Source organism: Yersinia kristensenii, assembly GCF_900460525.1.
GTDB lineage: Bacteria > Pseudomonadota > Gammaproteobacteria > Enterobacterales > Enterobacteriaceae > Yersinia > Yersinia kristensenii.
Map to the genome: position 1 here is coordinate 1,397,937 of NZ_UHIY01000001.1, position 23,987 is coordinate 1,421,923.

Sequence of the window (23,987 nt, forward strand, 5' to 3'; positions counted from 1 at the left end):
ACCACATTGTGATTATGGGTTATAACTTTCAGGGCCGCATAGTGAGCCAGATCAAACCTTCAGATATTGACCTTTCAACCGGAATTTGCGGCGCCCGACAGCTTAACGTGCTACAGCGCCATCAAATGGCCGAGCCGCAGTTGGATTGGTTGGCAGAGGAAGTACCGGTAGCTCTGGTGTACAACGGCATTTCTCATGTGGTGATGATGGCCACCCCCAAGGATTTAGAGGCTTTCGCGCTGGGGTTTTCGTTATCAGAGGGAATTATTAGTACGCCGCAAGAAATCTACGCCATTGATGTTAATCCTGGCTGTAATGGCATAGAAGTTAACATTGAGTTATCCAGCCGCCGTTTTGTCGGTTTAAAAGAACGCCGCCGGGCGATGGCTGGCCGCACTGGGTGTGGTGTCTGTGGTATTGAGCAACTGGACGATATTTTCCGCCCAATTACGCCCTTGCCGTTCACGCAATCTTTTGATTTTAATCATTTAGACCATGCACTTGCACAACTCAAACAGGTGCAAACCGTGGGCCAACTGACCGGCTGCACCCATGCCGCCGCCTGGATTAATCCTCAAGGGGAATTATTAGGTGGCTGCGAAGATGTGGGCCGCCATGTCGCACTGGATAAGCTGCTCGGGATTCGAGCTAAACAGCCGTGGCGGCAAGGTGCAGTGCTGGTTTCCAGCCGCGCCAGCTATGAGATGGTACAGAAAGCCGCCATGTGCGGTGCCGAAATTTTATTTGCTGTTTCAGCTGCCACAACCTTAGCGGTGGAAGTCGCTGAGCGCTGTAATCTCACCTTGGTTGGTTTCAGTAAACCCGGTCGCGCAACGGTATATACCCACCCGCAGCGGATTAACACATAAAAACCACACAATTTGTACGGCATTGATAATCATTTTCAATATCATTTAATTAACTATAATGATCCGAATGCTTACGCGGTGCTTACTTTTTTGCGCCGCCCTACACCTACGGAGACGATGATTATGAGTTACTCACTGCCATCCCTGCCTTATGCTTATGATGCTTTAGAACCCCACTTCGATAAGCAGACGATGGAAATCCATCATACCAAACACCACCAAACCTATGTTAACAATGCAAATACGGTGTTGGAGAGCTTCCCTGAGCTGGCTAAATTCAGTGTTGAAGATCTGATCAAAGATCTGGACAAAGTTCCGGCAGAAAAACGCACCTTTATGCGTAATAACGCTGGCGGCCATGCTAACCACAGCTTGTTCTGGAAAGGCCTGAAACTGGGCACCACTCTGACCGGTGACCTGAAAGCCGCGATTGAACGCGACTTCGGCAGTGTTGACAGCTTCAAAGAAAAATTTGAACAAGCTGCGGCAACGCGTTTCGGTTCAGGTTGGGCTTGGCTGGTTCTGAAAGACGATGGCAAACTGGCTGTTGTTTCTACTGCTAACCAAGACAGCCCGCTGATGGGCGAAGCGGTTTCTGGCGCGTCTGGCTTCCCGATTGTTGGCCTGGATGTGTGGGAACATGCTTACTATCTGAAATTCCAAAACCGCCGCCCAGACTACATCAAAGCATTCTGGAACGTGGTTAACTGGGACGAAGCAGCCGCTCGTTTCGCTCAAGCTAAGTAATTCTCAGCTAGCCATTCTGCGGCTTCAAGTCCGCAGAGTATAAAGCCGAAAACCATGCCAGCAAGGCCCTCTTGCTGGCATTTTTTTTGCTAAAGTTTCGCCAATTTCTGCCGATAGATTGCACAAGAGGGATACTGACATTTATGGCATGAATCTATGAATCATCAGCCCTAAATATCGCGACAAAAACGTGAGAAAAAGCACTCTTGCCAAGGCGACCTCACGCCCAGCCCTCCATCATTATTCTAATAATTAGACCTACCCCTATTCACCTACACTGATTAATTTGCATCAGAAACACCGTATAACGGAGCAGAACATGGCAGGATTTAGCAAAATTTTTGGTAATTTTGAAAACGTGAAAGTCGGTAAAAAGCTGGGATTAAGCTTTTTCCTGATGTTGTTGTTAGTTGGGATCATCGCGGGTACCACTGCCTATCATTTCTCCGTCATTGAAGAACATGCTTATAAAGTCGACTTGAGTTACAAAATTAATGATGAAGCCAACCAGGCAAAATATAATCGCGCGCTATATGAACGCACCTATGATTTGAAATATATCGAAGAAAACTCAGAACATATCAATAAGATAAAAAGTCTATTAGACCAAAGTGAAACACTTGGCTGGTCGGCAGATAACCGTAAAACGATCAGTAGTATTTCCGATGTGGTAGAAGAATATCTGCAACAACAAAGTAACTTTGTGAATGCAGTAGCCCATAAAGACGATGTGCGTAAAAGCTGGAATATCTCTGAAACTCAAAAGAATCTCAATGAGTTACAGCAAAGCTTGCTCAATGAGGGCGCAGATACCAACACCCAGATTCTACTGGCGGAAATGAACCAAAAGTTGATGACCGTGCGCTATAACGCGCGGGGTTTATTGCTGGATCGCAACCAAGATGCAGAATCTTCGTTGATAACCTCGATCAATATTGCCAACAGTGCGGCGAATGCTTTCATGCCAGTGTTATCCGCTGACCAACAAAAGTTATTAGCCCCGGTTATCTCCAGCCTCAGCGCCTATAAAGACAATGTTCTGGCCTATTTACCGGCTTATCAACAAGAGTTGGAAGTCGGTAAAGTGATGGAAGATAATGCCAATGAATTGAATAAGTTGGCGACCCACCTGTTCACCCAAGAACTGCAAGGCACCCACGACGAAATCGATAATGCACAATTGCAGTTAACTATTACTGTCATTGCCGCTTTGCTATTTGGCTTACTGATTTCATGGCGCATGACCCGCCAGATTACCGTGCCACTGCGCACCACACTGGCGATGGCTGAACGCATTGCTAACGGCGATTTAACCGCAGAGACCACATCAACTCGTACCGATGAACTGGGCCTGCTGATGAATACCGTCGCCCGGATGAATGAAAACCTGCGCGCCATGATTGATGAAATTCGTATCGGCGTCAGTCAGGTGTCTCATGCTTCCGGCGAGATTGCCGCGGGCAATACTGATTTATCCTCCCGCACGGAACAACAAGCCGCCGCCGTAGAAGAAACTGCCGCCAGTATGGAGCAATTGAATGCCACGGTTAAACAGAATGCCGATAATGCTCACCACGCTAATCAACTGGCCACCGAGGCATCACAAACTGCGCAACAAGGTGGCAAGCTGGTTAATGATGTGGTGCGCACCATGAATGATATCTCCGGCAGCTCTAAACGCATTTCTGAAATCACCTCAGTGATTAATAGCATTGCTTTCCAGACCAATATTTTGGCACTGAATGCCGCAGTTGAAGCAGCACGCGCCGGTGAGCAAGGCCGGGGCTTTGCCGTGGTCGCCAGTGAAGTGCGTAATTTGGCGCAGCGTAGTGCACAAGCGGCGAAAGAAATTGAAGGGTTGATTGGCGAGTCGGTATCTCAAGTCAATGCTGGTACCTCGCTGGTACAAAATGCGGGTCAAACTATGGAAGATATCGTCCGCTCCGTCACCCATGTGCGCGATATTATGGCAGAAATCGCCTCGGCCTCTGATGAACAAAGCCGGGGTATCACCCAAGTCAGCCAGGCTATTTCCGAAATGGACAGCACCACTCAACAAAACGCCGCATTGGTGGAAGAATCGGCCGCAGCTGCTGACTCACTGGCTGAACAAGCCATCTTACTGGAGCAAGCGGTCGCGGTATTCCGGCTGTCCGAAGCAGAAGTTGAAACTGTTCAAAGCAATACTAGCGCCTCACGTGTAGCCACACCGCGCCCGGCCCCAGACGCTAGCCGTAATGATCAGCAGGATAATTGGGAAACTTTCTGATTATTTATTTCGAGTACAGACAAGGAGAATAGTCAGTCAAAACAATATTGCCAAGGACGGCAAACTTATATGGGAGATATGCTTAGCATATATCAAGAGTCATACAAATCCGCAAAAACCGGGCAGTGGCTATGCCACACACCCGGCTTTATCGAAAGTCGCAATCAGAACGCTTTTTTGGCGTAACCAGTCACTTCTTTCAGGCCCATCTCGCGACCTAATGCTGTCATTGGGTGAACCACCACAATGCCGCGCACTGCTTTCTTCAAAGTGCCCATATCCGCTTGCTCTTTCTTGGTAATCGCTCGGCTGAATGGCAGTTGCGCCAGCTTTTGGGCTTCAGCACTCAGGTTTTTAACCCGCACTTCTTTCAAACGCTGTATTTCAGCAGCCAGTTTCTCTTTTTCTTTCATATGCTGTGCGATTAACTCCATATTACCCTGCTGTATAACAGCCGGATCTTTATGGTTCAGCGCATCCAGCATATCGCTTAGACGTTTGATTTCTGCATGTTCTTTCATAGTATTGGCCCGTACATGCCGCTGATGGGCACGATATTTCGCTAAAGTTGGAGATAAGATAGCACTGATTGTGCATCAAGATGGATAGTGTATCAGGATGTAGGCCTTTCGGCAGCAGCCTCCTGTACTGGTTGCCACTGCATTCCGGCGGGTAAACCGCTAATTTCACATGCAACCGCCCCTAACCGCTCCAGCGCCCCAGTATAGCGGCTATTGAATGGATAACAGCACGATAGGCGAAATGCATTGCGATACCGGCCACTGGGTGAATAAAGCGTCCCCGGCGTCAAGCAAATCTGCTCTTGCAGCAATTGATGAAACAGCGCGACAGTATCGACGCTATCAGGGAATTCGACCCAAAATACAAACCCACCAGCCGGCTGTGTCACTGTAGTTCCCCGCGGAAAATAGCGGGTAATCAGTTGTTGAGCTTGCTGAACCTGCTGCGCATAACGGCGGCGCAAACTGCGCAGATGGTGGTCATAGCCGCCAGACTCAAGGAACAGTGCCAGTGTTTCCGACAACAGCATCGGCTCCGCCATCGACGATACCGCTTTTAGCTTGTGCAACGCTTCTGCGAAGCGGCCCCCATCAATCCAACCAATACGGAAATCCGGTGCCAGCGTTTTGGTGAAGCTGGAACAAAACAGTATCCAGCCGTCACGATCGAATGCTTTAACTGCCGGAGATAACGTCGAGCCAAATTGAATTTCGGCATATAAACCATCTTCAATTAATGGCACTTGATGATCGTTCATCAACTGCGCCAATCGTTTTTTCGCAGTGAGGGGCATGGTATAACCCATGGGATTTTGCACCGTCGGCATAGCAATCAGTGCATTCAGCCGCCCTTCTTTCAGCAATAATTCCAACACATCCAATGAGAGCCCTTGCTGCGGGTCAGTCGGAATCTCCACGGCTTTCAAGCCAAGGCTAGCTAATAAGGGCATCAGATAGAAATAAGTCGGCGACTCCAGCCCGACACAATCGCCCGGCTTGGTGGTCACCCGGAGCGCTAATTGCAGCGCCTCCATACATCCATGGGTAATGGTGATATCTGCCGGATCCGCCAACATACCCAACGTCATCGCGCGGCGAGCTATTTGCTGGCGTAGGCGCTGGTTACCGGGGGGCAGCGCATATTGACTGATCAACTGCGGCTGACGGCGTAACAAAGAAGCCATAATGCGGCCCAGTTTGGCGCTGGGATAGAAATCGCCAGTCTGCGGGCAGGCCAACGAGATATTGGTAAAGTGCGGGTTTTGTTGTGCGGCAAAGACTGTATCAATCAAATCCAGCACTTCATCTACCGGCTTCCCCACTGTGGCGGTTGGCACCACGGCGGTTGATGGGCTACAGACATAAAAACCCGACTGCGGGCGAGCCTCAATCAGGCCACGGTCTTCCAATGTGCGATACGCGGCGACCACAGTATTGATACTCACCTGATGACTCTGCGCGTAACTCCGCACCGAAGGCAGACGGCTCCCCGCCAGAAGACTGCCATTTTTAATGGCTTGCGCCAAATTGTCTGCCACTTGTAAGTAGCGAATTTCATTCATAACAAGGGACATGGTGACAGTTCTCCACAGGATCGATGGGTACAGTTTGGATACACTTAAACTGTACCCATAACAATAGATAACTTCTGCTTCTGACGCCATCACGGATTGATGTTTATGCTAAATCTCTTGGTCATACGCTTTTTGAAAAATAAGAAAATCGGGGTTTATATTATGTTAGACAGCGCTTTCATCAGTTACGTCACCGTCATGTCGATCACGCCCGGCCCGAACAATCTGTTGTTGGCAGCATCCGGCGTTAATTTTGGCTTGCGCCGCACTTTCCCGATGATGCTGGGGATTACCTTTGGTTGTGCGCTGCAATGCGCGTTAATGACCACACTGCTGGCCTTTATCCTCAGTTGGGTGGGCGTGGTTCGCTTGCCATTGGTGACATTGGGCGGCGGTTATTTACTGTGGTTATCCTGGAAGATTTTTAATTCCGGCACCCCCAATGCGCGCGACAGCGAGCAGCCAATGGGGTTTATTCAGGGGGCATTATTTCAAGCAATTAATCCAAAAGCTTGGTTGATGGCAATGAATGTCGCCATCTTATTCACTCCACGTGAAGGCGCAACACTGAGCCATACTTTGCTGATTGTCGGTGGTTTCGCTCTATTAAATCTGCCTTGTGTGGCGGTTTGGGCGGTGATGGGTGATCAATTGCGTCATGCGCTGCGCGTCAATTGGAAGTTGCGGCTATTTAATGGTGTGATGGGCGGCTTAATGGCAATCACCGCACTCTGGCTATTGGCAGATGAGTGGTTAACCGCACTAGCATAATTAGGCGTGGCCGAGTGGTGAGAGCTTAGAAACTTGTTTTTGACTGATACGGGAGAGTAATTCAGTAATCGATAGCACCATGGTGGAGCGCACCATTTGCTGATAACGCTGGCGTTGCATGGCAATCAGCGAAGCATCTGCTTCATCCGGGCGTAAGAATGTCGGAACTGGTGGCAATTCAGCCACACAATGCAATTCACCAAATGGCCCGAGGATTTCGTCATCGGTAAAGCGATACTCGGTGCCATCATGGTTTAGCTCTTCACGCAGCGCCATTAATAGCTCGGCATCTTCATACTCATGCCGGGTTATGACGCCCAAAGCATAAACCAACTTCAATCGTACTGATAGCTCACCCAACGGCCCATCCCCGACCAGCAATGGCTCCACGGCATATTTCACCGCATAGTCATCTTTACGAAAAACCTGCACCACGAGAATGTTTAATGCTTCTGCCAATAAGTCGACAGCAGCCATCAAGAAACTCCGAACGGTCTTCCCCGCGTTCAGATGTTCAAGTACCCGATTCTCAAATGCCTGTGTTTTTTCAATCATTGTTTGTCACTGGGGTTGCAGATTATCAGGCTATCAAAGGATAAATACCGCGTAATCCGACACGGTATTTATCCCCGTCATACTTCAAGCCGCATGTGCGTTGGCTACATTCAATCACCCGAATCACTAACAACAGTAAGCTCATCGGGATCCTCTGCTTGCCGCCTTCCTGCAACTTGAACTATTTAGGGTATATCCCCTAACGAAACGGAATTAGTGCGCCAGCTTGTCCTGCATGGCGTTATACACACTCACCGCCTGTTCCACAACCTCGCTATCAGCTGGCAGACCGGAAATTTGAGCAAGAGTGGCTTTTGGCCCTAATTTAGCCAGTAATTCAACCAGTTCCTGCGCTTGCGGATCTTGCTCACTGCGATAACTCATTGCGGCAGCAATGCCGGTCACCAGGTTATTATGTGGCAATTGATATTCCAACGTCCCCAACAGCGGCTTGATCAATCGGTCACCGGCACTCAATTTACGCAATGGCTGACGGCCAACGCGCTCAACATCGTCATGCAGGTAAGGGTTTTCGAAACGGGAGAGAATCTTATCGATATAAGCCGCATGTTTCTGCGGATCAAAAGCATAGCGCTTGATCAGCACTGCGCCGCTCTCTTCCATCGCGCCCTTTACTGTCTGGCGAACGGCGGGATCAAGAATGGCATCACGAATGGTTTGGTGCCCGGCAAGCTGGCCCAAATAGGCGGTAATGGCATGCCCGGTGTTCAGCGTGAAGAGTTTGCGCTCCACGAAGGCCATCAGGTTGTCAGTCAGTTCCATACCGGCGATTTGCGGTGGCTGCCCTTTAAACTGGGTACCATCAACAATCCACTCGCTGAATGTTTCTACGGTCACGGCCAGAATATCAGTGCTGCCCGCTTCTGATGGCGGCACGATGCGGTCTACCGCAGAATCAACAAAACCAACATGTTGCTCCACCCACGCCTGCTCACTTTCTGGCAAGGCAGCAAAAACATGTTGTTTTAACTGGCTGGTGCCGCGCACCATATTCTCACAGGCAATAATATTCAGTGGGCGGGTATTACCTTGTTGATGACGGGTCACCAAACCTTGTGCCACGGTGCCGGCGATGCGAGCTAAAATTTGTGGGCCAACCGCGGTGGTGACAATATCAGCATCAGCAATCAGTGCCACCACTTCCGGGCTACCACTGTTCACTGCGCTAACATTTTTCACTTCTTCAACACGGGCTTGCTCACCCACCACATTAACCTGATAACTCTTACGCTTATTCAGTTCATCCAACAACGGCTGGTTCACATCGGCGAAAGTGAGTTGTGCACCGGCATCAGCAAGAAGTTTACCAATGAAGCCCCGGCCAATGTTACCTGCGCCAAAATGTAATGCTTTCATATTCGTTACCTTTAACTGTGTGGCTGTGAAAGGGCCGCGTACTCCCCACGGCCCTATACTCGTCATACTTCAAGCTGCATGTGCGTTGGCTGCTATCTCCAACCCGAATCATTGACTCGAGTCAACTCATCGGGATTAATGAGGCTCACCCTGCGGGCTAGCATAAATGCTGTTCAAATCGGTTCCTGACCAATTTGTTATTCGCTTGCCGCCTTCCTGCAACTCGAATTATGTAAAGTATGTTCAGTTACAACTGGGTGACTTTTCCACCCAGTGACTTTTTACCGCCAAGCTATTTTTTACCGCCTAATAAGTCCAACACTTCTTGTACGTCAGTCGTTTTACTTAAGCGCTCAATGACAGAGTCATCATCCAGCGCGTTGGTCAGGCTGGTAATCACATGAATATGCTCATTGTTACGGGCGGCAATACCAATCACCAAGCGCGCCACTTCGTCTTCTTCTTCGCCAAAACGTACACCCTCAGGGTATTGGCAGAACACCACACCGGTCTTCAGTACGCGGTCTTTAGCTTCAATGGTGCCGTGTGGTACGGCGATAGATTCGCCCAGATAAGTGGAGCTCAGTTTTTCACGTTCCAACATCGCTTCAACATATTCTGGCTCGACATAACCGCCTTTTACCAACTGCTCACCGGCGAAGCGAATAGCTTGCTCTTTATCTGTAGCATGTTGATTGAGAAAAATATTTCCCGCACTCAGTTTGAACAGGTTGGCTTCTGATGGCTCAAAGCTATCATCCAGCGTTTCAATCACTTTTTGTGTGGTCGCCGTCGCGTTACTCACTTCGACTAAACGTGCCGTCAGGTTGGTATACAGCTGGCTGTCGAGGAAGTTAGTCAGCGAGATATGCTGTGCTTGCGGTGCATGACGCATTGCTCGCTCAGTCAAATCACGGTGCGTGATAACTAAATCAACATCTTCCGGCAAGTTATTGATGGCGCAGTTCGTGACCGAGATGTGCTTCAGGCCCGCATCTTGCACTTTCTTACGCAACACACCGGCACCCATCGCACTGGAACCCATACCGGCATCACAGGCAACAATGATTTTCCGCACAGTGCTCAAGTCACCCGCAGCCGCTGCTGCATTGGCTGCTTGTGCGCCTTTAGATTGCGCTTTCATGTCTTGCATACGGCGAGTTGCATCTTCCAGGCTGTCTTCTTCTTCGTCTTTGGCTTTAGACGTTTTCAGCAAGATAGCTGACACCACGAAGGACACCGCAAACGCAGCAGCAACCGCCGCAATGTTGGCAAAATAAGCCCCTTTTGGTGTCATTGCCAATACTGCCAGGATAGAACCCGGAGACGCTGGAGATACCAGGCCGCCATTCAACAGAGTCAGCGTAAACACGCCAGTCATACCGCCCAGAATCACCGCCAGCAATAAACGTGGGTTCATCAAAACGTATGGGAAATAGATTTCGTGGATACCACCGAAGAAGTGGATGATAGCCGCGCCGCCAGCAGATTGCTTGGCGTTACCTTTGCCGAAGAACATATAAGCCATTAACACACCCAAACCAGGGCCTGGGTTAGCTTCAATCAGGAAGAAGATAGACTTACCGGTTTCAGTCGCCTGCTGGATACCCAGCGGTGAGAAGATACCGTGGTTGATAGCGTTATTCAGGAACAGGATTTTGGCCGGTTCAACAAAGATTGACGTCAGTGGCAGCAGGTTATTCTGCACCATGATGTGCACGCCAGCAGCCAGTGCTTTAGACAACACTTCTACCAAGGGGCCAATCGCCATAAAGGCTAGAATAGCCAGCAGCATCCCGATAATACCGGCTGAGAAGTTGTTAACCAGCATCTCAAAGCCGCTTTTGATTTTACCTTCAACCCAGCGGTCAAAGTGTTTGATTGCCCAGCCACCCAATGGCCCTGCAATCATTGCACCGAGGAACATTGGCATATCAGCACCAACGATAACCCCCATGGTGGTGATAGCACCCACCACACCACCGCGGTCACCACCGACCAAACGGCCACCGGTAAAACCGATCAGCAGTGGTAACAGGTAGGTGATCATCGGGCCAACCAGTTTGGCTAGCGTTTCATTCGGCAGCCAGCCCGTTGGGATAAACAGTGCGGTGATAATACCCCAGGCGATAAATGCGCCGATGTTGGGCATAACCATGTTACTGAGGAATCGGCCAAAATTTTGAACTCTGACCTTTGCATCTGGTGAAAACATAAAACACCCCTATTGGTACGCGCTAACAATAAGAGCGCGATATAATTGTTTTGTTGAGGCAGTTCTGCAAAACCCGCCGGTGTTATTGAATACAAACCCGCTGTATGCAAAACAAACTTTAGCATGCTCCTTTACTCACGCGTAGCTCACCCCTGGCATGTGACGAATATCACACTAAAACCCCCACTACAGGGGTGGATTTGTTGATTGATGTCACACTATTTGGGTGTAAGAAAGCCACAACGGAGAATTTTTAAGCTTCAAGCGGCCAATATAGTGATTCATATCACACTTTCGTGGCGACCCTTTGTTTTGAAAATGTGATGTTAATCACAAGTTATTTTTGTTCGTAGAGGAAGGATGAGACATTCACCCTGCTAATAACCTCTCAGACTCAACTCTCGGTAGAAATGTGTAATAAAATAACAGGGGGAAGGGGGCACATTATTGGAGCGGGTTTCAGGTAAAATTTATTCAGAGATGAGGTTCAGTTGTTAGAGCTGGCTGAGTCACTGTTTCGGTTGATATTAGTTCATCATTGCTCACGGCCGGAGCGGGTTTCGGTTGATATTCGATTTGTTTTCATTGCTGGCTTTGCCGCCTCAACCGAGCAGGAGGGCAAGCCGGCCCTCCTGCACCTGCGGCTTGCGCGAAATATTGCCCTATGGGTAAACCGTCTACGTCTTTCGGGCTGACGAGCCAGCGCGCTTTTCGCGGCCGTCCATGGCCGCTCACTCGGCCCTCCATCCTTGTCGGCAATATTTCTGATTGCGCTCAAGGTCAAAAGAGAAAATCAAAACCATAGTCTTTAGGTTTTGAAGTTTAAAAGCACATTTGAGCCGCCGAGTGAAGAATGTAGCAAGGGAAATCCGGCATGGACGCCGGATTTAGGCGTCACGCGGAAGGACCCGCGTAAAGCCGTCCCGCCAGCGTAATGATGAATCGAGGGCACCCACGCAGTGGGCAGGCGATTCGTGCGCAAGCGCGGGATTGCACAAGGGGCCACGCTTATGGCCCCTTTGCCGGTTGGTTCATCGCAGGTTAAGTAAACTCAGTTGCTTTAACAACCGAACCGATCACCAAATCAAATCAACCAAAACCATCACTGAATAACACTCATGACACTCTTCTGCGCCGCCATCATCGCCGGGTACTTAGCGACCAAATTAGCCATCATCGCGTTGTATTGTGCTGCTTGCTGCGCAGTCTGGAATTGAACACCGCCATTATTGAAGGTCACTTGCGTCCCCTGCTGTTGCAGGAAATCACCGACCTGCGCCAGATCCTGCACAAAGGCAGAAACAACTGGAACCGCCGGAATGAGCACATTGGTAGGTTGAGTCACAATGTTATCAAAAGCTTTATTGAAAACGACCTTCAAGTCATCTGGCTGCTTCAACGCGGCTACAGCGGCATCTGCCTGTGTTTTGGCGGTACGAATCTGCTGTACCAGCAGATTCAGCGCACCCGCTGACTGCTGCAATGCATCACGCTTATTAAGATAGTCCTGCGCCATACGAATCTCATTGATTTGCGCAATAGCGGGGCTCAAGCTAGCATCCACAGATTTACTGAGTTGCTGTGAAAAAGTCACTAAAATCGCGTAATCGCTGACATAAGGGCCAAACTTCTGTTTTTGATCTTCACTCAGTGTTGGCAGTTTCATCCCACTGCGCATCACGGTGTTTTGCAGATAATCAATAAAAGCCTTACGTTGTTCTGGCTCTTTATCCCCGCAGGCGGTCAATTGGAACACCACCAGCAACGCCAGTACTGGCGCTAACCAACGTGAATATCGGGTTGTATTCAGTGCAAAAGTCATGTGAAACTACTCCTGTAGTAAGTACTTATTTTCACAAAATTCTATTCTTATCGCCCAACTCCAGCGTTAAGAATAGCTAAGGGGAGCGCAATACGCTCCCCTATTGCCGATCGAGTACAGGATTATTGCAACAGCGAAATATCAGCAACCTGTAAGAACAGTTCGCGTAACTTGCTCAGCAATGTCAGACGGTTAACCCGCACTGCATCATTTTCGTCCATCACCATTACACTATCAAAGAACTCATCGACTGTTTCCCGCAGAGCGGCCAGCTCGACCAGTGCTTCCTGATATTGACCCGCAGCAAATACCGGCTCCAGCTTATCGCGCAATACCACCAAATGCGTGGCCAGCTTCAGTTCCGCCGGTTCTTTTAGCACGGAAGCATGAACGTGATCATTCAGGGTATCTGTGGATTTCGCCAGAATATTCGACACACGTTTGTTCGCCGCAGCCAATGCCGCAGCCGCGTCTAGTGTGCGGAAATAAGTCACCGCTTTCACCCGAGCATCAAAATCAGCTGGTTTGGTTGGGCGGCGAGCCAATACTGCCTGAATGGTATCAACGCTATGACCTTCATCCTGATACCAGGCGCGGAAGCGGCCCAGCATGAACTCAATCACTTCATCGACCACTTTGGTGTTGGTTAGCTTGCTACCATACAGGCGCACGGCCTCTTCAGTCAGCGTTTGCAGATCCAGCGGCAAATTCTTCTCGACGATAATACGCAATACACCCAACGCCGCGCGGCGCAGAGCAAATGGGTCTTTATCGCCTTTAGGATGTTGACCGATACCGAAAATCCCGGCCAGCGTGTCCATTTTATCGGCAATAGCCAATGCACAAGCAACCGGATTTGACGGCAAATCATCGCCCGCAAAACGTGGCTGATATTGTTCATTCAGTGCAACCGCAACGTCTTCAGCTTCACCATCGTGACGGGCATAATGCATCCCCATCACACCTTGGGTGTCAGTGAATTCGAACACCATATTGGTCATCAGGTCACACTTGGACAATAAACCAGCGCGAGTAGCATGGTTAACATCTGCACCAATTTGTGCTGCAACCCAACCGGCCAGCGCTTGAATACGATCAGTTTTATCGCGCAGGGTGCCCAATTGCTGTTGGAACAGCACGGTTTCCAGACGCGGTAAATTGTCTTCCAAGCGTTTTTTACGGTCAGTATTAAAGAAGAACTCAGCATCCGCCAGACGTGGGCGCACCACTTTCTCGTTACCCGAAATAATCTGTTGCGGATCTTTCGATTCAATATTGGCAACAAAGATGAAGTTTGGCAGCAAGTTACCGGCAGTGTCGTAAACTGGGAAATATTTCTGGTCACCCTTCATGGTGTACACCAGTGCTTCCGCAGGAACCGCCAGGAATTTCTCTTCAAACTTGGCAGTCAATACCACCGGCCATTCCACCAGTGACGCGACTTCTTCCAGCAAGCTTTCACTCAGATCAGCAACACCGCCAATCTTCTGTGCCGCCAATTCTGCATCACGCTTAATGATAGCTTTGCGCAATTCATAATCAGCGATAACTTTACCGCGCTCCAGCAAGACTTGCGGGTATTGATCAGCATTATCGAGCGCAAACTCGGATTCACCCATAAAGCGGTGACCACGAATAATTCGGTCTGAATCGATACCCAACACGGTGCCAGGAATCACTTCAGAACCTAACAGCAGGGTCACGGTATGAACCGGGCGAACGAATTGGGTTTCTTTATCACCCCAACGCATCAATTTAGGAATAGGCAATTTGCTCAGCGCAGTACTCACCATCCCCGCCAGCAATAATTGTGCTGATTGCCCTTTTACATGGGCGCGATACAGCAGCCATTCACCTTTATCAGTGATCAGACGCTCTGCTTGATCGACCGTAATACCACAACCGCGCGCCCAACCTTCTGCCGCTTTGCTTGGTTTACCTTCAGCATCAAACGCTTGCGCAATTGCCGGGCCGCGTTTTTCGACTTCACGATCAGCCTGAGAAGCACTTAAATTAATGACTTTTAACGCTAAACGGCGCGGTGCGGCATACCAAATAACCTCGCCATGAGGCAAGTTGGCGCTATCGAGTTCAGCCGTAAAATTGGCAGCAAAAGATTCGGCCAGAGAACGAAGAGCCTTCGGCGGCAGCTCTTCCGTGCCGATTTCCACCAGGAAAGTCTGTTGAGTCATGACAGCCTCTTAGTTCTGATTCTTTTTGCACATAGGGAAGCCCAATGCTTCGCGGGAGGCATAATAAGCCTCGGCAACAGCTTTGGTCAGCGTACGAATGCGCAGAATATAGCGCTGACGCTCAGTCACCGAGATGGCTTTACGGGCGTCGAGCAAGTTAAACGTGTGGCCCGCTTTCAAAATGCGCTCATAAGCCGGCAGCGGTAGCGGGACTTCCAGCGCCAACAATGACTGAGCTTCTTTCTCATACTGCTCAAAGCAGGAGAACAGGAAGTCCACATCGGCGTATTCAAAGTTATAGGTGGATTGCTCCACTTCATTTTGATGGTAAATATCACCGTAAGTGGTTTTGCCCAGTGGGCCGTCACACCAAATCAGGTCATAAACACTGTCGACGCCCTGAATGTACATAGCGAGACGTTCCAGACCATAAGTAATTTCGCCGGTGACCGGTTTACACTCCAAACCCCCCACTTGCTGGAAGTAAGTGAACTGAGTCACTTCCATGCCGTTCAGCCACACTTCCCAGCCCAGGCCCCAAGCACCCAGCGTTGGGTTCTCCCAGTTGTCCTCGACAAAGCGAATGTCGTGGATCAGCGGGTCGAGGCCCAGCTCCTTCAATGAACCTAAATAGAGTTCCTGAATGTTGTCTGGTGAAGGTTTTATAATCACCTGGAACTGGTAATAGTGTTGCAGGCGGTTCGGGTTCTCACCGTAGCGACCATCGGTCGGACGGCGTGAAGGTTGTACATAAGCGGCAGCGATTGGCTCTGGGCCAAGTGCGCGCAGGCAGGTCATTGGGTGGGAGGTACCCGCGCCGACTTCCATGTCCAGTGGTTGAACAATGGTGCAGCCTTGGCGCGCCCAATAGTCCTGTAACGTCAGGATCAGGCCCTGAAAGGTCTTGGTATCAAACTTTTGCATGTTGGATTCGCACGCGATACAAGTGGATTAAAATGGAATGGGCCAGTATACCCGTTGACCGTAAGATATACAGCCAGAATCCGGAAAGATGCAACAATCAAAGCGGATTTATCGATAAAACGGGTCTTTAATGGGATTCCAACGGATAATTCTGCGCGATACCCGCCACGGTAAAGAATCTGTCGATAGGTTGCTAATCAGCCCATGAACCGCGATCATCTCCACGGAGACTGAGACAAACAATAAAAGGAAGACGAGTTATGAGCCTACAACGCTGCGGCTGGGTAACGACTGATCCGCTCTATCTGGCTTATCATGATACTGAATGGGGAATTCCACGCACTGATAGCCAGGCATTATTCGAAATGCTGTGCCTTGAAGGCCAACAAGCCGGGCTTTCGTGGATAACCGTGTTGAAAAAACGCGAACACTATCGCAAATGCTTCCATAACTTTGATCCCGTGCGTGTGGCAAAAATGGGGCCGGACGATGTAGAAAAACTGGTGCTGGACAGCGGTATTATCCGCCACCGCGGTAAAATTCAGGCCATTATCACCAATGCGCAGGCCTATCTGGCAATGGAAGCTAACGGCGAAGATTTTTCGCGTTTTATTTGGAGTTTCGTCGACGGTAAACCCCAAATTAACCACTGGTGGTGTTTGGCTGAATGCCCGGCAATGACGCCAATTTCTGATGCGATGTCAAAAGCACTCAAGAAACGAGGTTTTAAGTTTATCGGCTCCACCATTTGCTATGCCTTTATGCAGGCCAGTGGTCTGGTGAACGATCATCTGGCGAGCTGTTTTTGCCACCCGGATAACGTAGTAGAATGATAAGAGCTTACCAACCGGACGATCTTGATGCCGTCATGCAATTGTGGTTGAGCAGCACGATTGCGGCGCATCCTTTTATTGCCGAACAATACTGGCACGAGAGCGCCTCGTTGGTGCGAGATACCTATCTTCCGGCGGCACGGACTTGGGTATATTTACCACAGGAAGTCCCATCGGACCCCGCTGACGGGGAAAACACTATAGTCGGGTTTATTAGTATCCTTGAAGAACAACTGGTAGGCGCATTGTTTGTTGACCAATCCTATTATGGTAAAGGGGTGGGGAAAATACTGATGGATAGCATCCAGCAACACTATAAAGCGCTAACTTTGGAGGTTTATCAAAAAAATCATCGGGCTTATCACTTTTATCGTAAGCAAGGTTTTATTGTCACCGAGCGGGCCTACAATGCAGAAACTAAAAGCGTTATTTTAACTATGCAGTGGCAGCGCTATTAGTAAATAAATCATCAAATATTCTAGCATCCTTTAATTAAATTAAATATTCATCACTCGCACTTGATACATTTAATATAACGCTCTTAATAAAAAGTATCGCCCCTATAAAAGAATAAAAAACAAATAAAGAGATAATTGAAGAGCTTATTCATTTTCTACTCTCTATAGTAGCCTTTGAACTTATCGTTTTAAAACCACCTTAATAATATAGCACAATAATGACACGGAGTTATTATGCATAAAAACCGTAATTTGTTATTTTTCCTATGTATATCACTATCTCCATTAGTTCATTCTGAATTGGAGATACCTTTTGATTATGCTACTTCACCAGTAAAAAATAATACTGAATGTTCACATTATTACCATAACTTAATCGATGAGGAATTCTGTCCCTACCAACTGAATCATAGTGTTCCAAATATTAACCAGAACAAATTAGAAATGACCGCAGAAAAAAGAAGTTTATTAATCTGTGAAGAAAATTGCACAATATCGAGTAAAATGGTTATTCCTTTGAATGATCTATTTTCCACAATAGCTATTCAAGACAACCAAAATAAAGTGGCATTATTTAATTTTGAATTAAATCGTTATTCCACATTCAATTTAAATCTGGAAGATAACGTCGACATTACTATTGATGAAGATGAAATGTATATTCTTGCCTCTGATATAAATAGTCAGCAAATTAATTATAAACTTCAGCCAGATAGCACGGCCATTGCCTTCATTTTCGAGGTTTCAAATGAAGGATTAGCAATAAATTATCTGGAAAGTCATTCTGCTCACCAGGGCACCTTATCACCCACTCTTATTTTTAACGCCGAGCGGAAAAATAATCTCGCGGTTTTCCCCGACCTGGCTATTTATAACAATATTCTCAACGGCCCCTTAGTGATGAATCGCCATCTGTTGGTCACAATGAGTGATGACCACCGAACCAAACGGGAAGTCGCAGGTATTATGGGCTGTCTGTTATCCGGCCCTTTGGCCCTTTACAATATAGTCGTACATGGGCGTTGTAATCAGGTGGAGTCGGCCTGGGCCAGTATTAAGTCATTTTTTTCTGGTCAAGATAAAGCGAAAATGCAGCTAATCGCAGGTTCAGCAACAGCCTTAAAACCGCTCCCAGCAAAAACAGAAAAGCAGTCTGATACACTGAGATTAACCCATATCGACCTCCCTTCATTGCACCAACAGAGCTTAACTCTGCCCGCTGTAGCAAAAGCTTGTCATATTCCGCTGGAAAATTTAGTGAGCAGCCGCTTTCCGCGCCAGTTAGATGGGCCAGCCTGTGGCTCCTGGCTATCGCGGCTACTGGCCGATTTTACCTTACTGTTTGGGAGTAGTTTGCGTGATTGGTCGATAGAGCGCTTACGTCAGGTATTAGATAGCGCTATTGATGCAGACAGCACTGGGTATGCCGGGATTGATACCGGAACAGAACTACGGCTGATGCAGGGAATAAGAAGGGGCGTGAGAGAACTCGGGCGAACTGAGGCTATCAATCAAATCACTCGCTCATTTCATTATGCAGAAAGGGAACTTGCCCACTATTACTTACAGACAAATGGTGAAGATACCACGCCCTCGGCAGCTCAAAACCTCCCTTTAGGGCACTATGTGCTGTCCCTGGATACCTATGTCCCCATGACAGAGCCCGTGCCGGTGCGTATTCGCAGAAATGGTGAATGGGAAACATCAGATTCATTGGCTTTTCAAATAGAAATTATCTCAGGAGAACATCAAGAAGAAGAGAGGGAGCTACGCGCAGCTTCCCTGGAGGTTATCAATGAATGGTACGAAAAATATCACACCCTAACCTATGGCACGATGTTAACGAAAGATAAGGAAACCCATCAAGAGACCAGAATTCCAGTGACCGCCGCAGATAGAATTATTTACTCTGCACGTATTACGAGCAATTCATTGAAAACTCACTTAGAAGAAAACACACCGGGATATTTATTTGTCATCGTGAAAGTTAATGGACAAATTATTCATATGCTGGAAGCGGAAAAATATCACATAAATAATGAACCGCTGGAAGGACATTATTATTTGGCAAACTCATTGACTTTACCAACATTCATTATAAAAGCAGATGCCGAAGGCAGTATCCGCGGGGCGGGCACTGCGGCAGTTCACGGGTTAGCCCATTATCTTAAAAGCAAAGGGGTCAAATTTATCCATTCAGATGTGCTTTCTCACCCCTCTGCCAGAGTGAAACAAAAGCTGGGCTTTGAGCATGATGAACTTTAAATTTTATTATTTAATATACGTTATGGAGTCAATATGAATAAATCATTATTTCTCTATTTACTCGCCATACTTTATTCAGAGAGTGCTAAGTCAAAAAATATCGTCCCGGAAGAATCGACAGGAGAACCATTATATTTCAAGGAAATAATATCAGCGCCAACATGTTTCTATGCTGAAGATAATTTCCAGGGTGAGTCTTTTTGTCTGACAGCACCGGGAGCTATCGACCTTTATAATAGGAAAGATAGTCATCTCAATGACAGAATATCTTCCATTAAGATCCCAGCGGAGACACAGGTTACTATTTATAAAAATGATCATTTTAATTCACCTCATTACAATCTAACCGAATCAGTTGACTTAGCGTGGCTAAAAAAAATGGGCATGGCAGGCCAGATTAGCGCTATTAAAATTCGCGACTCCCCTGGTTTTTGCATACAAGATTGCGTGGTGATTAAAGAAAATAAAATCGAATTAAATAGCACATTAGGAAAATACGATTCAGAATTTGGTGAAATAAATAAACTTATATTAATGAATTTCGACATTAATAATGAGAGCAATTTTGGCGTGGGATTTTTTGACTATCCACAGATCATCGTGGTTGGGAAAGATCTGTTTTTCTACGCCACAGAAAAAAGTAAACTTATTAATATGAGAATAAGTGATAACGCCGACAATTTATCTTTATTGTTTAAATTCAATGACCAAAAATTGGAATTTCAATACCTTGAAGCTGAAGGAACCGCCCCCCTCAATACTCCATTCTGGATTAACACTCAATATTCCTCTGGAAACTTAGCTGATTTACACATCATTAATGGTATTCCCGATAATGACCGGGGAAACATACCCGAGGATATCCAGCCATTAATACTGAATAAAACTATAATGGCGATAAATAAGCATTCTCATCGCGATAAACGCGGAGCTTTAGGGATCGCCGGCTGTGTGGGTATTCCCTTGCTGGCAATTTATAATTTGGTGGTTCAGGGCCGCTGTAATCAACTTGATAAACTGGTAGGAGCGAATGAGTTTTCTCACCACGATGGGGAGGGGAAAACACAGGTCGTGGCCGGTTCAGCAAAGCCCCTTGCTGCGGTACAAACCACCAGCATTTCATTAGATAAACCGACGCCATCAATGTTGGTCTTAGCCCATCTCGATACTCACCTACATAATCAGGCGGTGACTTTACCGGCAGTGGCAAAAACCTGTAAAACCTCGGTGGAGGCAATTATCGCCGCCCGCTATCCTCGTCAAACAGGAATGCGCTGTGGGTCCCGGCTGTCTATTCTACTGGCTGATTTTACATTGCTTTTTGGCGAAAACTTATTGGATTGGACAACCGAGCATTTAACCCAAGTTTTACAAAGTATTAGTGAGCATGGTACCACTGGCTATGCGGGATCTGACCAAGTAACAGAGTCCAGATTGGTTGAAAGAGTACAGGAAGCTATATCTGATTTGGGGCTTAGCCCATTGACCACTCTATTGGAGGAGGCCTTCGATTATGCATTATTAAATTATGCCCGCTATTTTATGCACAATGAAAATCAAGAGACTTTTGCCTCTCCTCAAACAGCGCAAAGTCTACCACTGGGTGATTATATTTTACCCTTAGAAAACTATATTCATCCCGTGCACCCGCCTACACCACTGATTATGGATAATGGCGAATGGGTTAGACCCGAAGACTTATATTTTGAAATAGCGGTCATTCCCGGTGGCGACCAACATGTCGCGACAAATTTAACCGAGGAAATAGCCGAGGTTATTAATGACTGGCGTCAATTTTATAATCAGGTTCAATATCAAGCAGATAATAACGGGACACCATTAACGAGCCGCGATAGAACAATCTATGCCGCCAGGATAACCAGTAAAATGCTGTATCTTATGTTAACGGATAATTCTAGTGACTATCAATTTGTCGTGGTTAAACTCAAGGGAAAGATTGTTAGCCTATTAGCCTCATTAAATGATGCTAATGGTGAAGAAAGCTATATTAATTTCTCGGTCACTCACCCACAGTATGTATTAAACCCTCATCAAAATGGCAGCGTTCGGGGGGCTGGCACCGCAGCTGTCAGAGAATTAGCGCGCTATCTGAAAGAAAAGGGGAAAAAAACCCTCAGTTCCAATGTTATTTCACAACCCTCAGCCATGGTTAAAAATAAACTGGGTTTCATATATAAAGGTGAACTCTAAATCTGCCCTGTGTCGGGATTCATGCTGGCACAGGGTTATTTCATCCTTATTCGACTGCAACACGATATACACAACGGCGTGAGCCCGAAAGTATGTGCTCAGTTCGCTCGACCGGTGCTTGTAATACTTCCCGAAAAACATCTAATTCCGCTCGACAGAATCCCTGACAGGTCGTTGCCGCAGCACAAATAGGGCAATGGTTTTCAATCAGTAATATCGAACCGTCGGCCTGAGTTTGGCACTCCGCCATATACCCTTCCTGAGAGCGGATCGCCACCAGCCGCTCCACCCGTTCATCAATACTATTGGCCCCTTTCATCGCCTGGCAATACAGTTCGCGCGTTTCCTGCTCACGGGTATCTATCAGTAAATTAAGCGCTTCTTGACCTAATTTTGTGCGCACCATTCGTAATAATTGCACCGTTAACTCGCCGTGAGTATCCGGAAAACGGGCATTTCCTGCATCGGTGAGCTGCCAAAGTTGGATAGGCCGCCCCACACCTTTGGCCTGTGCGACGGCTACAACCAGCCCATCTTTAGCCAATTTTACAAATTGTTGCCGTGCTGCTTCCCCCGTAGTGCCGAGGATCTTGCCCGCATCGGTAGCTTGCAAGGGGCCGCGAGTCTTCAGCAACATCAACAGACGCTCAGCAACAGACTGTGGTTGGCTGGTAGAATGGTCGATACTCATATCTTCCCCCGCTATCATGGGTGTGTTTTCTATTTTTAACGAATGATAGCCAGTATAACATTTTACAAGCTTATACTTGACTTATTATCGATGACTGGCCTAAGTTATTCCAAGAATTATCTTGTTTAATTTTATCGTAACCACAACACCAACTCAACAACCAGATTTCTGGCAGGATGGAAAACGTGATAATGAATGATGCAAGCCGTTGGAGTGATTTGTTCTCCGGCAAGAACGCGGCTTTTGCCATAGCCCTGTCAGGCGGCGTAGTGTTACACGCCATCAATATTTATATCGCCACCACGATTTTACCGTCGGTGGTGCTCGAAATTAATGGTCTGAATTTATATGCCTGGAACACCACCCTGTTTGTCACCGCGTCAATCCTCGGTTCCGCACTTTCTGCCCGTTTACTCAGTGGTTACGGCGCACGTAGCGCGTATTTGTTTGCCTCACTGACCTTTATGCTGGGCAGTGCCTTATGTGCCATGGCACCCAACATGCCGCTGATGCTGGTTGGCCGAACCGTGCAGGGGCTGGGCGGTGGGTTTCTGTTCGCACTCTCTTACGCCATGATTAATCTAGTATTTCCACAATCATTGTGGCCCAGAGCAATGGCGCTCATTTCAGGAATGTGGGGGGTGGCAACACTGATTGGCCCCGCTATTGGTGGGATATTCGCGGAGATGAACGCCTGGCGATTTGCCTTCTGGACGTTGCTACCCGTGACACTGATTTATGCCATTTTTACCTGGCGCATTCTGCCTAAGGGGCGATCCAGCACCGCCGTCACCTCAGCATTACCGATAACCCAGTTGGTGCTATTAACCGCAATTGTCCTGACAATTTCCGCCAGCAGTATTGCCAGTAGCGGTCTGACGAATCTGCTGGGCATCGTGTTGGCGGTCTTACTGTTGGTGCTGTTATTGCGCATAGAATCCCGCGCCACCTCACGTTTACTGCCAAAAGGCGCATTACGCTTAAATTCCCCCTTGGCGGCGCTCTATATCACCATCTCGTTACTGGCGATCGGCATTACCTGCGAGATTTTTGTCCCTTACTTCTTACAAACCTTGCATGGTCAATCACCGCTAATTTCTGGCTATATCGCGGCCACGATGGCGGCGGGCTGGACAATTTCTGAGGTAATGAGTGCTGGCTGGAAGAAATCAGGTATTCGTTGGGCGATTATCAGCGGCCCAATCATTGTACTGGTAGGGATCATTGCGCTCGCCATTCTGATGCCGATAAGCTCATTAGGGGGGTGGCCGCAGATGAGGCCTATCGCCATTGCGCTGACATTAGTGGGTTTCGGTATTGGTTTTGGCTGGCCGCATCTGCTGACTCGCATTCTGCAAGTAGCTGCTGAAGAAGATAAAGATATCGCCGGGGCCTCGATTACCACGGTACAGATGTTTGCCACCGCAGTGGGGGCGGCAATAGCCGGAATGGTGGCCAACCTTTCTGGTCTCAACTTCCCCGGCGGGGTCGCGGGCGCTGAAAACACCGCTCACTGGCTATTTACTCTGTATGCCATTGCCCCAGCACTGGCGATTATCACCGCGCTACGTTGCGCCGCCATTCGCTCGCCGACGCTTTCAGTTAACAGCGCCGCCAGCCACGAAGCATAACAAATGATTGAAGCCAACCTGCTCAAACAGGTTGGTTTTTTCATTAGTCGTAACATTATAAG

General features: G+C 48.0%; 18 protein-coding genes. 9 read left to right on the plus strand and 9 right to left on the minus strand.

The features are described from left to right. Positions 1-14: 14 nt before the first annotated feature. The 3 genes from fdhD (at position 15) to DX162_RS06480 (ending at position 3,885) form a co-directional block, all read left to right on the plus strand. Positions 15-869, plus strand: a complete 855-nt coding sequence (fdhD, locus tag DX162_RS06470) for a formate dehydrogenase accessory sulfurtransferase FdhD (RefSeq protein ID WP_032820079.1) — start codon at positions 15-17, stop codon at positions 867-869. 123 nt (positions 870-992) lie between these two features. Continuing rightward, positions 993-1,616, plus strand: coding sequence for a superoxide dismutase [Mn] (gene sodA / locus DX162_RS06475; RefSeq protein ID WP_013650637.1), 624 nt, complete (start codon positions 993-995; stop codon positions 1,614-1,616). Positions 1,617-1,935: 319 nt separating this feature from the next. After that, complete coding sequence (locus DX162_RS06480) at positions 1,936-3,885, plus strand: methyl-accepting chemotaxis protein (RefSeq protein ID WP_004391139.1); 1,950 nt, start codon at positions 1,936-1,938, stop codon at positions 3,883-3,885. Positions 3,886-4,049: 164 nt separating this feature from the next. Here DX162_RS06480 and DX162_RS06485 read toward each other — a convergent pair whose 3' ends face one another. Both DX162_RS06485 and DX162_RS06490 read right to left on the minus strand, forming a co-directional pair. Next, the gene (locus DX162_RS06485; protein ID WP_004391136.1) at positions 4,050-4,406 is read right to left on the minus strand and encodes a YibL family ribosome-associated protein; all 357 of its coding nucleotides are present in this window, start codon (positions 4,404-4,406) and stop codon (positions 4,050-4,052) included. Between the two features lie 92 nt (positions 4,407-4,498). Then, on the minus strand, positions 4,499-5,980 hold the full coding sequence (locus DX162_RS06490) for an aminotransferase-like domain-containing protein (protein ID WP_032820076.1): 1,482 nt from the start codon (positions 5,978-5,980) through the stop codon (positions 4,499-4,501). Positions 5,981-6,142: 162 nt separating this feature from the next. Here DX162_RS06490 and DX162_RS06495 point away from each other — a divergent pair, with 162 nt between their 5' ends. Further along, the gene (locus DX162_RS06495) at positions 6,143-6,751 is read left to right on the plus strand and encodes a LysE family translocator (protein ID WP_032820110.1); all 609 of its coding nucleotides are present in this window, start codon (positions 6,143-6,145) and stop codon (positions 6,749-6,751) included. On the opposite strand, the gene DX162_RS06500 is transcribed toward DX162_RS06495, so the two are convergent. From DX162_RS06500 to glyQ, 6 genes are all read right to left on the minus strand, one after another. Beyond that, positions 6,752-7,306 (minus strand): MltR family transcriptional regulator, encoded by a 555-nt coding sequence (locus DX162_RS06500; protein WP_004391133.1) that lies wholly within the window; start codon positions 7,304-7,306, stop codon positions 6,752-6,754. It lies immediately after the preceding gene. A 213-nt stretch (positions 7,307-7,519) separates the two neighbouring features. Continuing rightward, on the minus strand, positions 7,520-8,683 hold the full coding sequence (locus tag DX162_RS06505) for a mannitol-1-phosphate 5-dehydrogenase (protein WP_004391131.1): 1,164 nt from the start codon (positions 8,681-8,683) through the stop codon (positions 7,520-7,522). 292 nt (positions 8,684-8,975) lie between these two features. After that, positions 8,976-10,898 (minus strand): PTS mannitol transporter subunit IICBA, encoded by a 1,923-nt coding sequence (locus DX162_RS06515; RefSeq protein WP_049558545.1) that lies wholly within the window; start codon positions 10,896-10,898, stop codon positions 8,976-8,978. Positions 10,899-12,000: 1,102 nt separating this feature from the next. Further along, complete coding sequence (locus tag DX162_RS06525; RefSeq protein ID WP_004393010.1) at positions 12,001-12,720, minus strand: DUF3053 domain-containing protein; 720 nt, start codon at positions 12,718-12,720, stop codon at positions 12,001-12,003. A 122-nt stretch (positions 12,721-12,842) separates the two neighbouring features. After that, a complete protein-coding gene (gene glyS, locus DX162_RS06530) occupies positions 12,843-14,912 on the minus strand; it encodes a glycine--tRNA ligase subunit beta (RefSeq protein WP_004393009.1) in 2,070 nt (689 codons plus the stop codon). Positions 14,913-14,921: 9 nt separating this feature from the next. Then, positions 14,922-15,836, minus strand: coding sequence for a glycine--tRNA ligase subunit alpha (glyQ, locus tag DX162_RS06535; protein WP_004393008.1), 915 nt, complete (start codon positions 15,834-15,836; stop codon positions 14,922-14,924). A 260-nt stretch (positions 15,837-16,096) separates the two neighbouring features. On the opposite strand from glyQ, the gene DX162_RS06540 reads away from it, so the two are divergent. The 4 genes from DX162_RS06540 (at position 16,097) to DX162_RS06555 (ending at position 21,603) form a co-directional block, all read left to right on the plus strand. Beyond that, positions 16,097-16,669 carry a DNA-3-methyladenine glycosylase I gene (locus DX162_RS06540; RefSeq protein WP_004393002.1) on the plus strand — a complete coding sequence of 191 codons (573 nt, stop codon included), beginning with the start codon at positions 16,097-16,099 and terminating at the stop codon, positions 16,667-16,669. After that, positions 16,666-17,127 carry an N-acetyltransferase gene (locus tag DX162_RS06545; RefSeq protein WP_032821099.1) on the plus strand — a complete coding sequence of 154 codons (462 nt, stop codon included), beginning with the start codon at positions 16,666-16,668 and terminating at the stop codon, positions 17,125-17,127. The genes DX162_RS06540 and DX162_RS06545 overlap by 4 nt, the downstream gene beginning before the upstream one ends. 234 nt (positions 17,128-17,361) lie before the next feature. Then, on the plus strand, positions 17,362-19,392 hold the full coding sequence (locus tag DX162_RS06550) for a GNAT family N-acetyltransferase (RefSeq protein ID WP_032821098.1): 2,031 nt from the start codon (positions 17,362-17,364) through the stop codon (positions 19,390-19,392). A gap of 33 nt (positions 19,393-19,425) precedes the next feature. Continuing rightward, on the plus strand, positions 19,426-21,603 hold the full coding sequence (locus tag DX162_RS06555) for a beta/gamma crystallin domain-containing protein (RefSeq protein WP_032821097.1): 2,178 nt from the start codon (positions 19,426-19,428) through the stop codon (positions 21,601-21,603). A 46-nt stretch (positions 21,604-21,649) separates the two neighbouring features. Here DX162_RS06555 and DX162_RS06560 read toward each other — a convergent pair whose 3' ends face one another. Then, entirely contained in the window at positions 21,650-22,294 is a 645-nt protein-coding gene (locus DX162_RS06560) for a helix-turn-helix transcriptional regulator (protein WP_032821095.1), read from the minus strand. A 191-nt stretch (positions 22,295-22,485) separates the two neighbouring features. On the opposite strand from DX162_RS06560, the gene DX162_RS06565 reads away from it, so the two are divergent. Then, on the plus strand, positions 22,486-23,925 hold the full coding sequence (locus tag DX162_RS06565; RefSeq protein ID WP_032821094.1) for an MFS transporter: 1,440 nt from the start codon (positions 22,486-22,488) through the stop codon (positions 23,923-23,925). Positions 23,926-23,987: the final 62 nt, after the last annotated feature.

What these genes read in the sequence shown, in the direction of transcription:
- fdhD (WP_032820079.1), top strand. Translation starts at nt 15, where the DNA reads ATGGGTTATAACTTTCAGGGCCGCATAGTGAGCCAGATCAAACCTTCA.
- sodA (WP_013650637.1), top strand. Translation starts at nt 993, where the DNA reads ATGAGTTACTCACTGCCATCCCTGCCTTATGCTTATGATGCTTTAGAA.
- DX162_RS06480 (WP_004391139.1), top strand. Translation starts at nt 1,936, where the DNA reads ATGGCAGGATTTAGCAAAATTTTTGGTAATTTTGAAAACGTGAAAGTC.
- DX162_RS06485 (WP_004391136.1), bottom strand. Translation starts at nt 4,406, where the DNA reads ATGAAAGAACATGCAGAAATCAAACGTCTAAGCGATATGCTGGATGCG.
- DX162_RS06490 (WP_032820076.1), bottom strand. Translation starts at nt 5,980, where the DNA reads ATGTCCCTTGTTATGAATGAAATTCGCTACTTACAAGTGGCAGACAAT.
- DX162_RS06495 (WP_032820110.1), top strand. Translation starts at nt 6,143, where the DNA reads ATGTTAGACAGCGCTTTCATCAGTTACGTCACCGTCATGTCGATCACG.
- DX162_RS06500 (WP_004391133.1), bottom strand. Translation starts at nt 7,306, where the DNA reads ATGATTGAAAAAACACAGGCATTTGAGAATCGGGTACTTGAACATCTG.
- DX162_RS06505 (WP_004391131.1), bottom strand. Translation starts at nt 8,683, where the DNA reads ATGAAAGCATTACATTTTGGCGCAGGTAACATTGGCCGGGGCTTCATT.
- DX162_RS06515 (WP_049558545.1), bottom strand. Translation starts at nt 10,898, where the DNA reads ATGTTTTCACCAGATGCAAAGGTCAGAGTTCAAAATTTTGGCCGATTC.
- DX162_RS06525 (WP_004393010.1), bottom strand. Translation starts at nt 12,720, where the DNA reads ATGACTTTTGCACTGAATACAACCCGATATTCACGTTGGTTAGCGCCA.
- glyS (WP_004393009.1), bottom strand. Translation starts at nt 14,912, where the DNA reads ATGACTCAACAGACTTTCCTGGTGGAAATCGGCACGGAAGAGCTGCCG.
- glyQ (WP_004393008.1), bottom strand. Translation starts at nt 15,836, where the DNA reads ATGCAAAAGTTTGATACCAAGACCTTTCAGGGCCTGATCCTGACGTTA.
- DX162_RS06540 (WP_004393002.1), top strand. Translation starts at nt 16,097, where the DNA reads ATGAGCCTACAACGCTGCGGCTGGGTAACGACTGATCCGCTCTATCTG.
- DX162_RS06545 (WP_032821099.1), top strand. Translation starts at nt 16,666, where the DNA reads ATGATAAGAGCTTACCAACCGGACGATCTTGATGCCGTCATGCAATTG.
- DX162_RS06550 (WP_032821098.1), top strand. Translation starts at nt 17,362, where the DNA reads ATGCATAAAAACCGTAATTTGTTATTTTTCCTATGTATATCACTATCT.
- DX162_RS06555 (WP_032821097.1), top strand. Translation starts at nt 19,426, where the DNA reads ATGAATAAATCATTATTTCTCTATTTACTCGCCATACTTTATTCAGAG.
- DX162_RS06560 (WP_032821095.1), bottom strand. Translation starts at nt 22,294, where the DNA reads ATGAGTATCGACCATTCTACCAGCCAACCACAGTCTGTTGCTGAGCGT.
- DX162_RS06565 (WP_032821094.1), top strand. Translation starts at nt 22,486, where the DNA reads ATGAATGATGCAAGCCGTTGGAGTGATTTGTTCTCCGGCAAGAACGCG.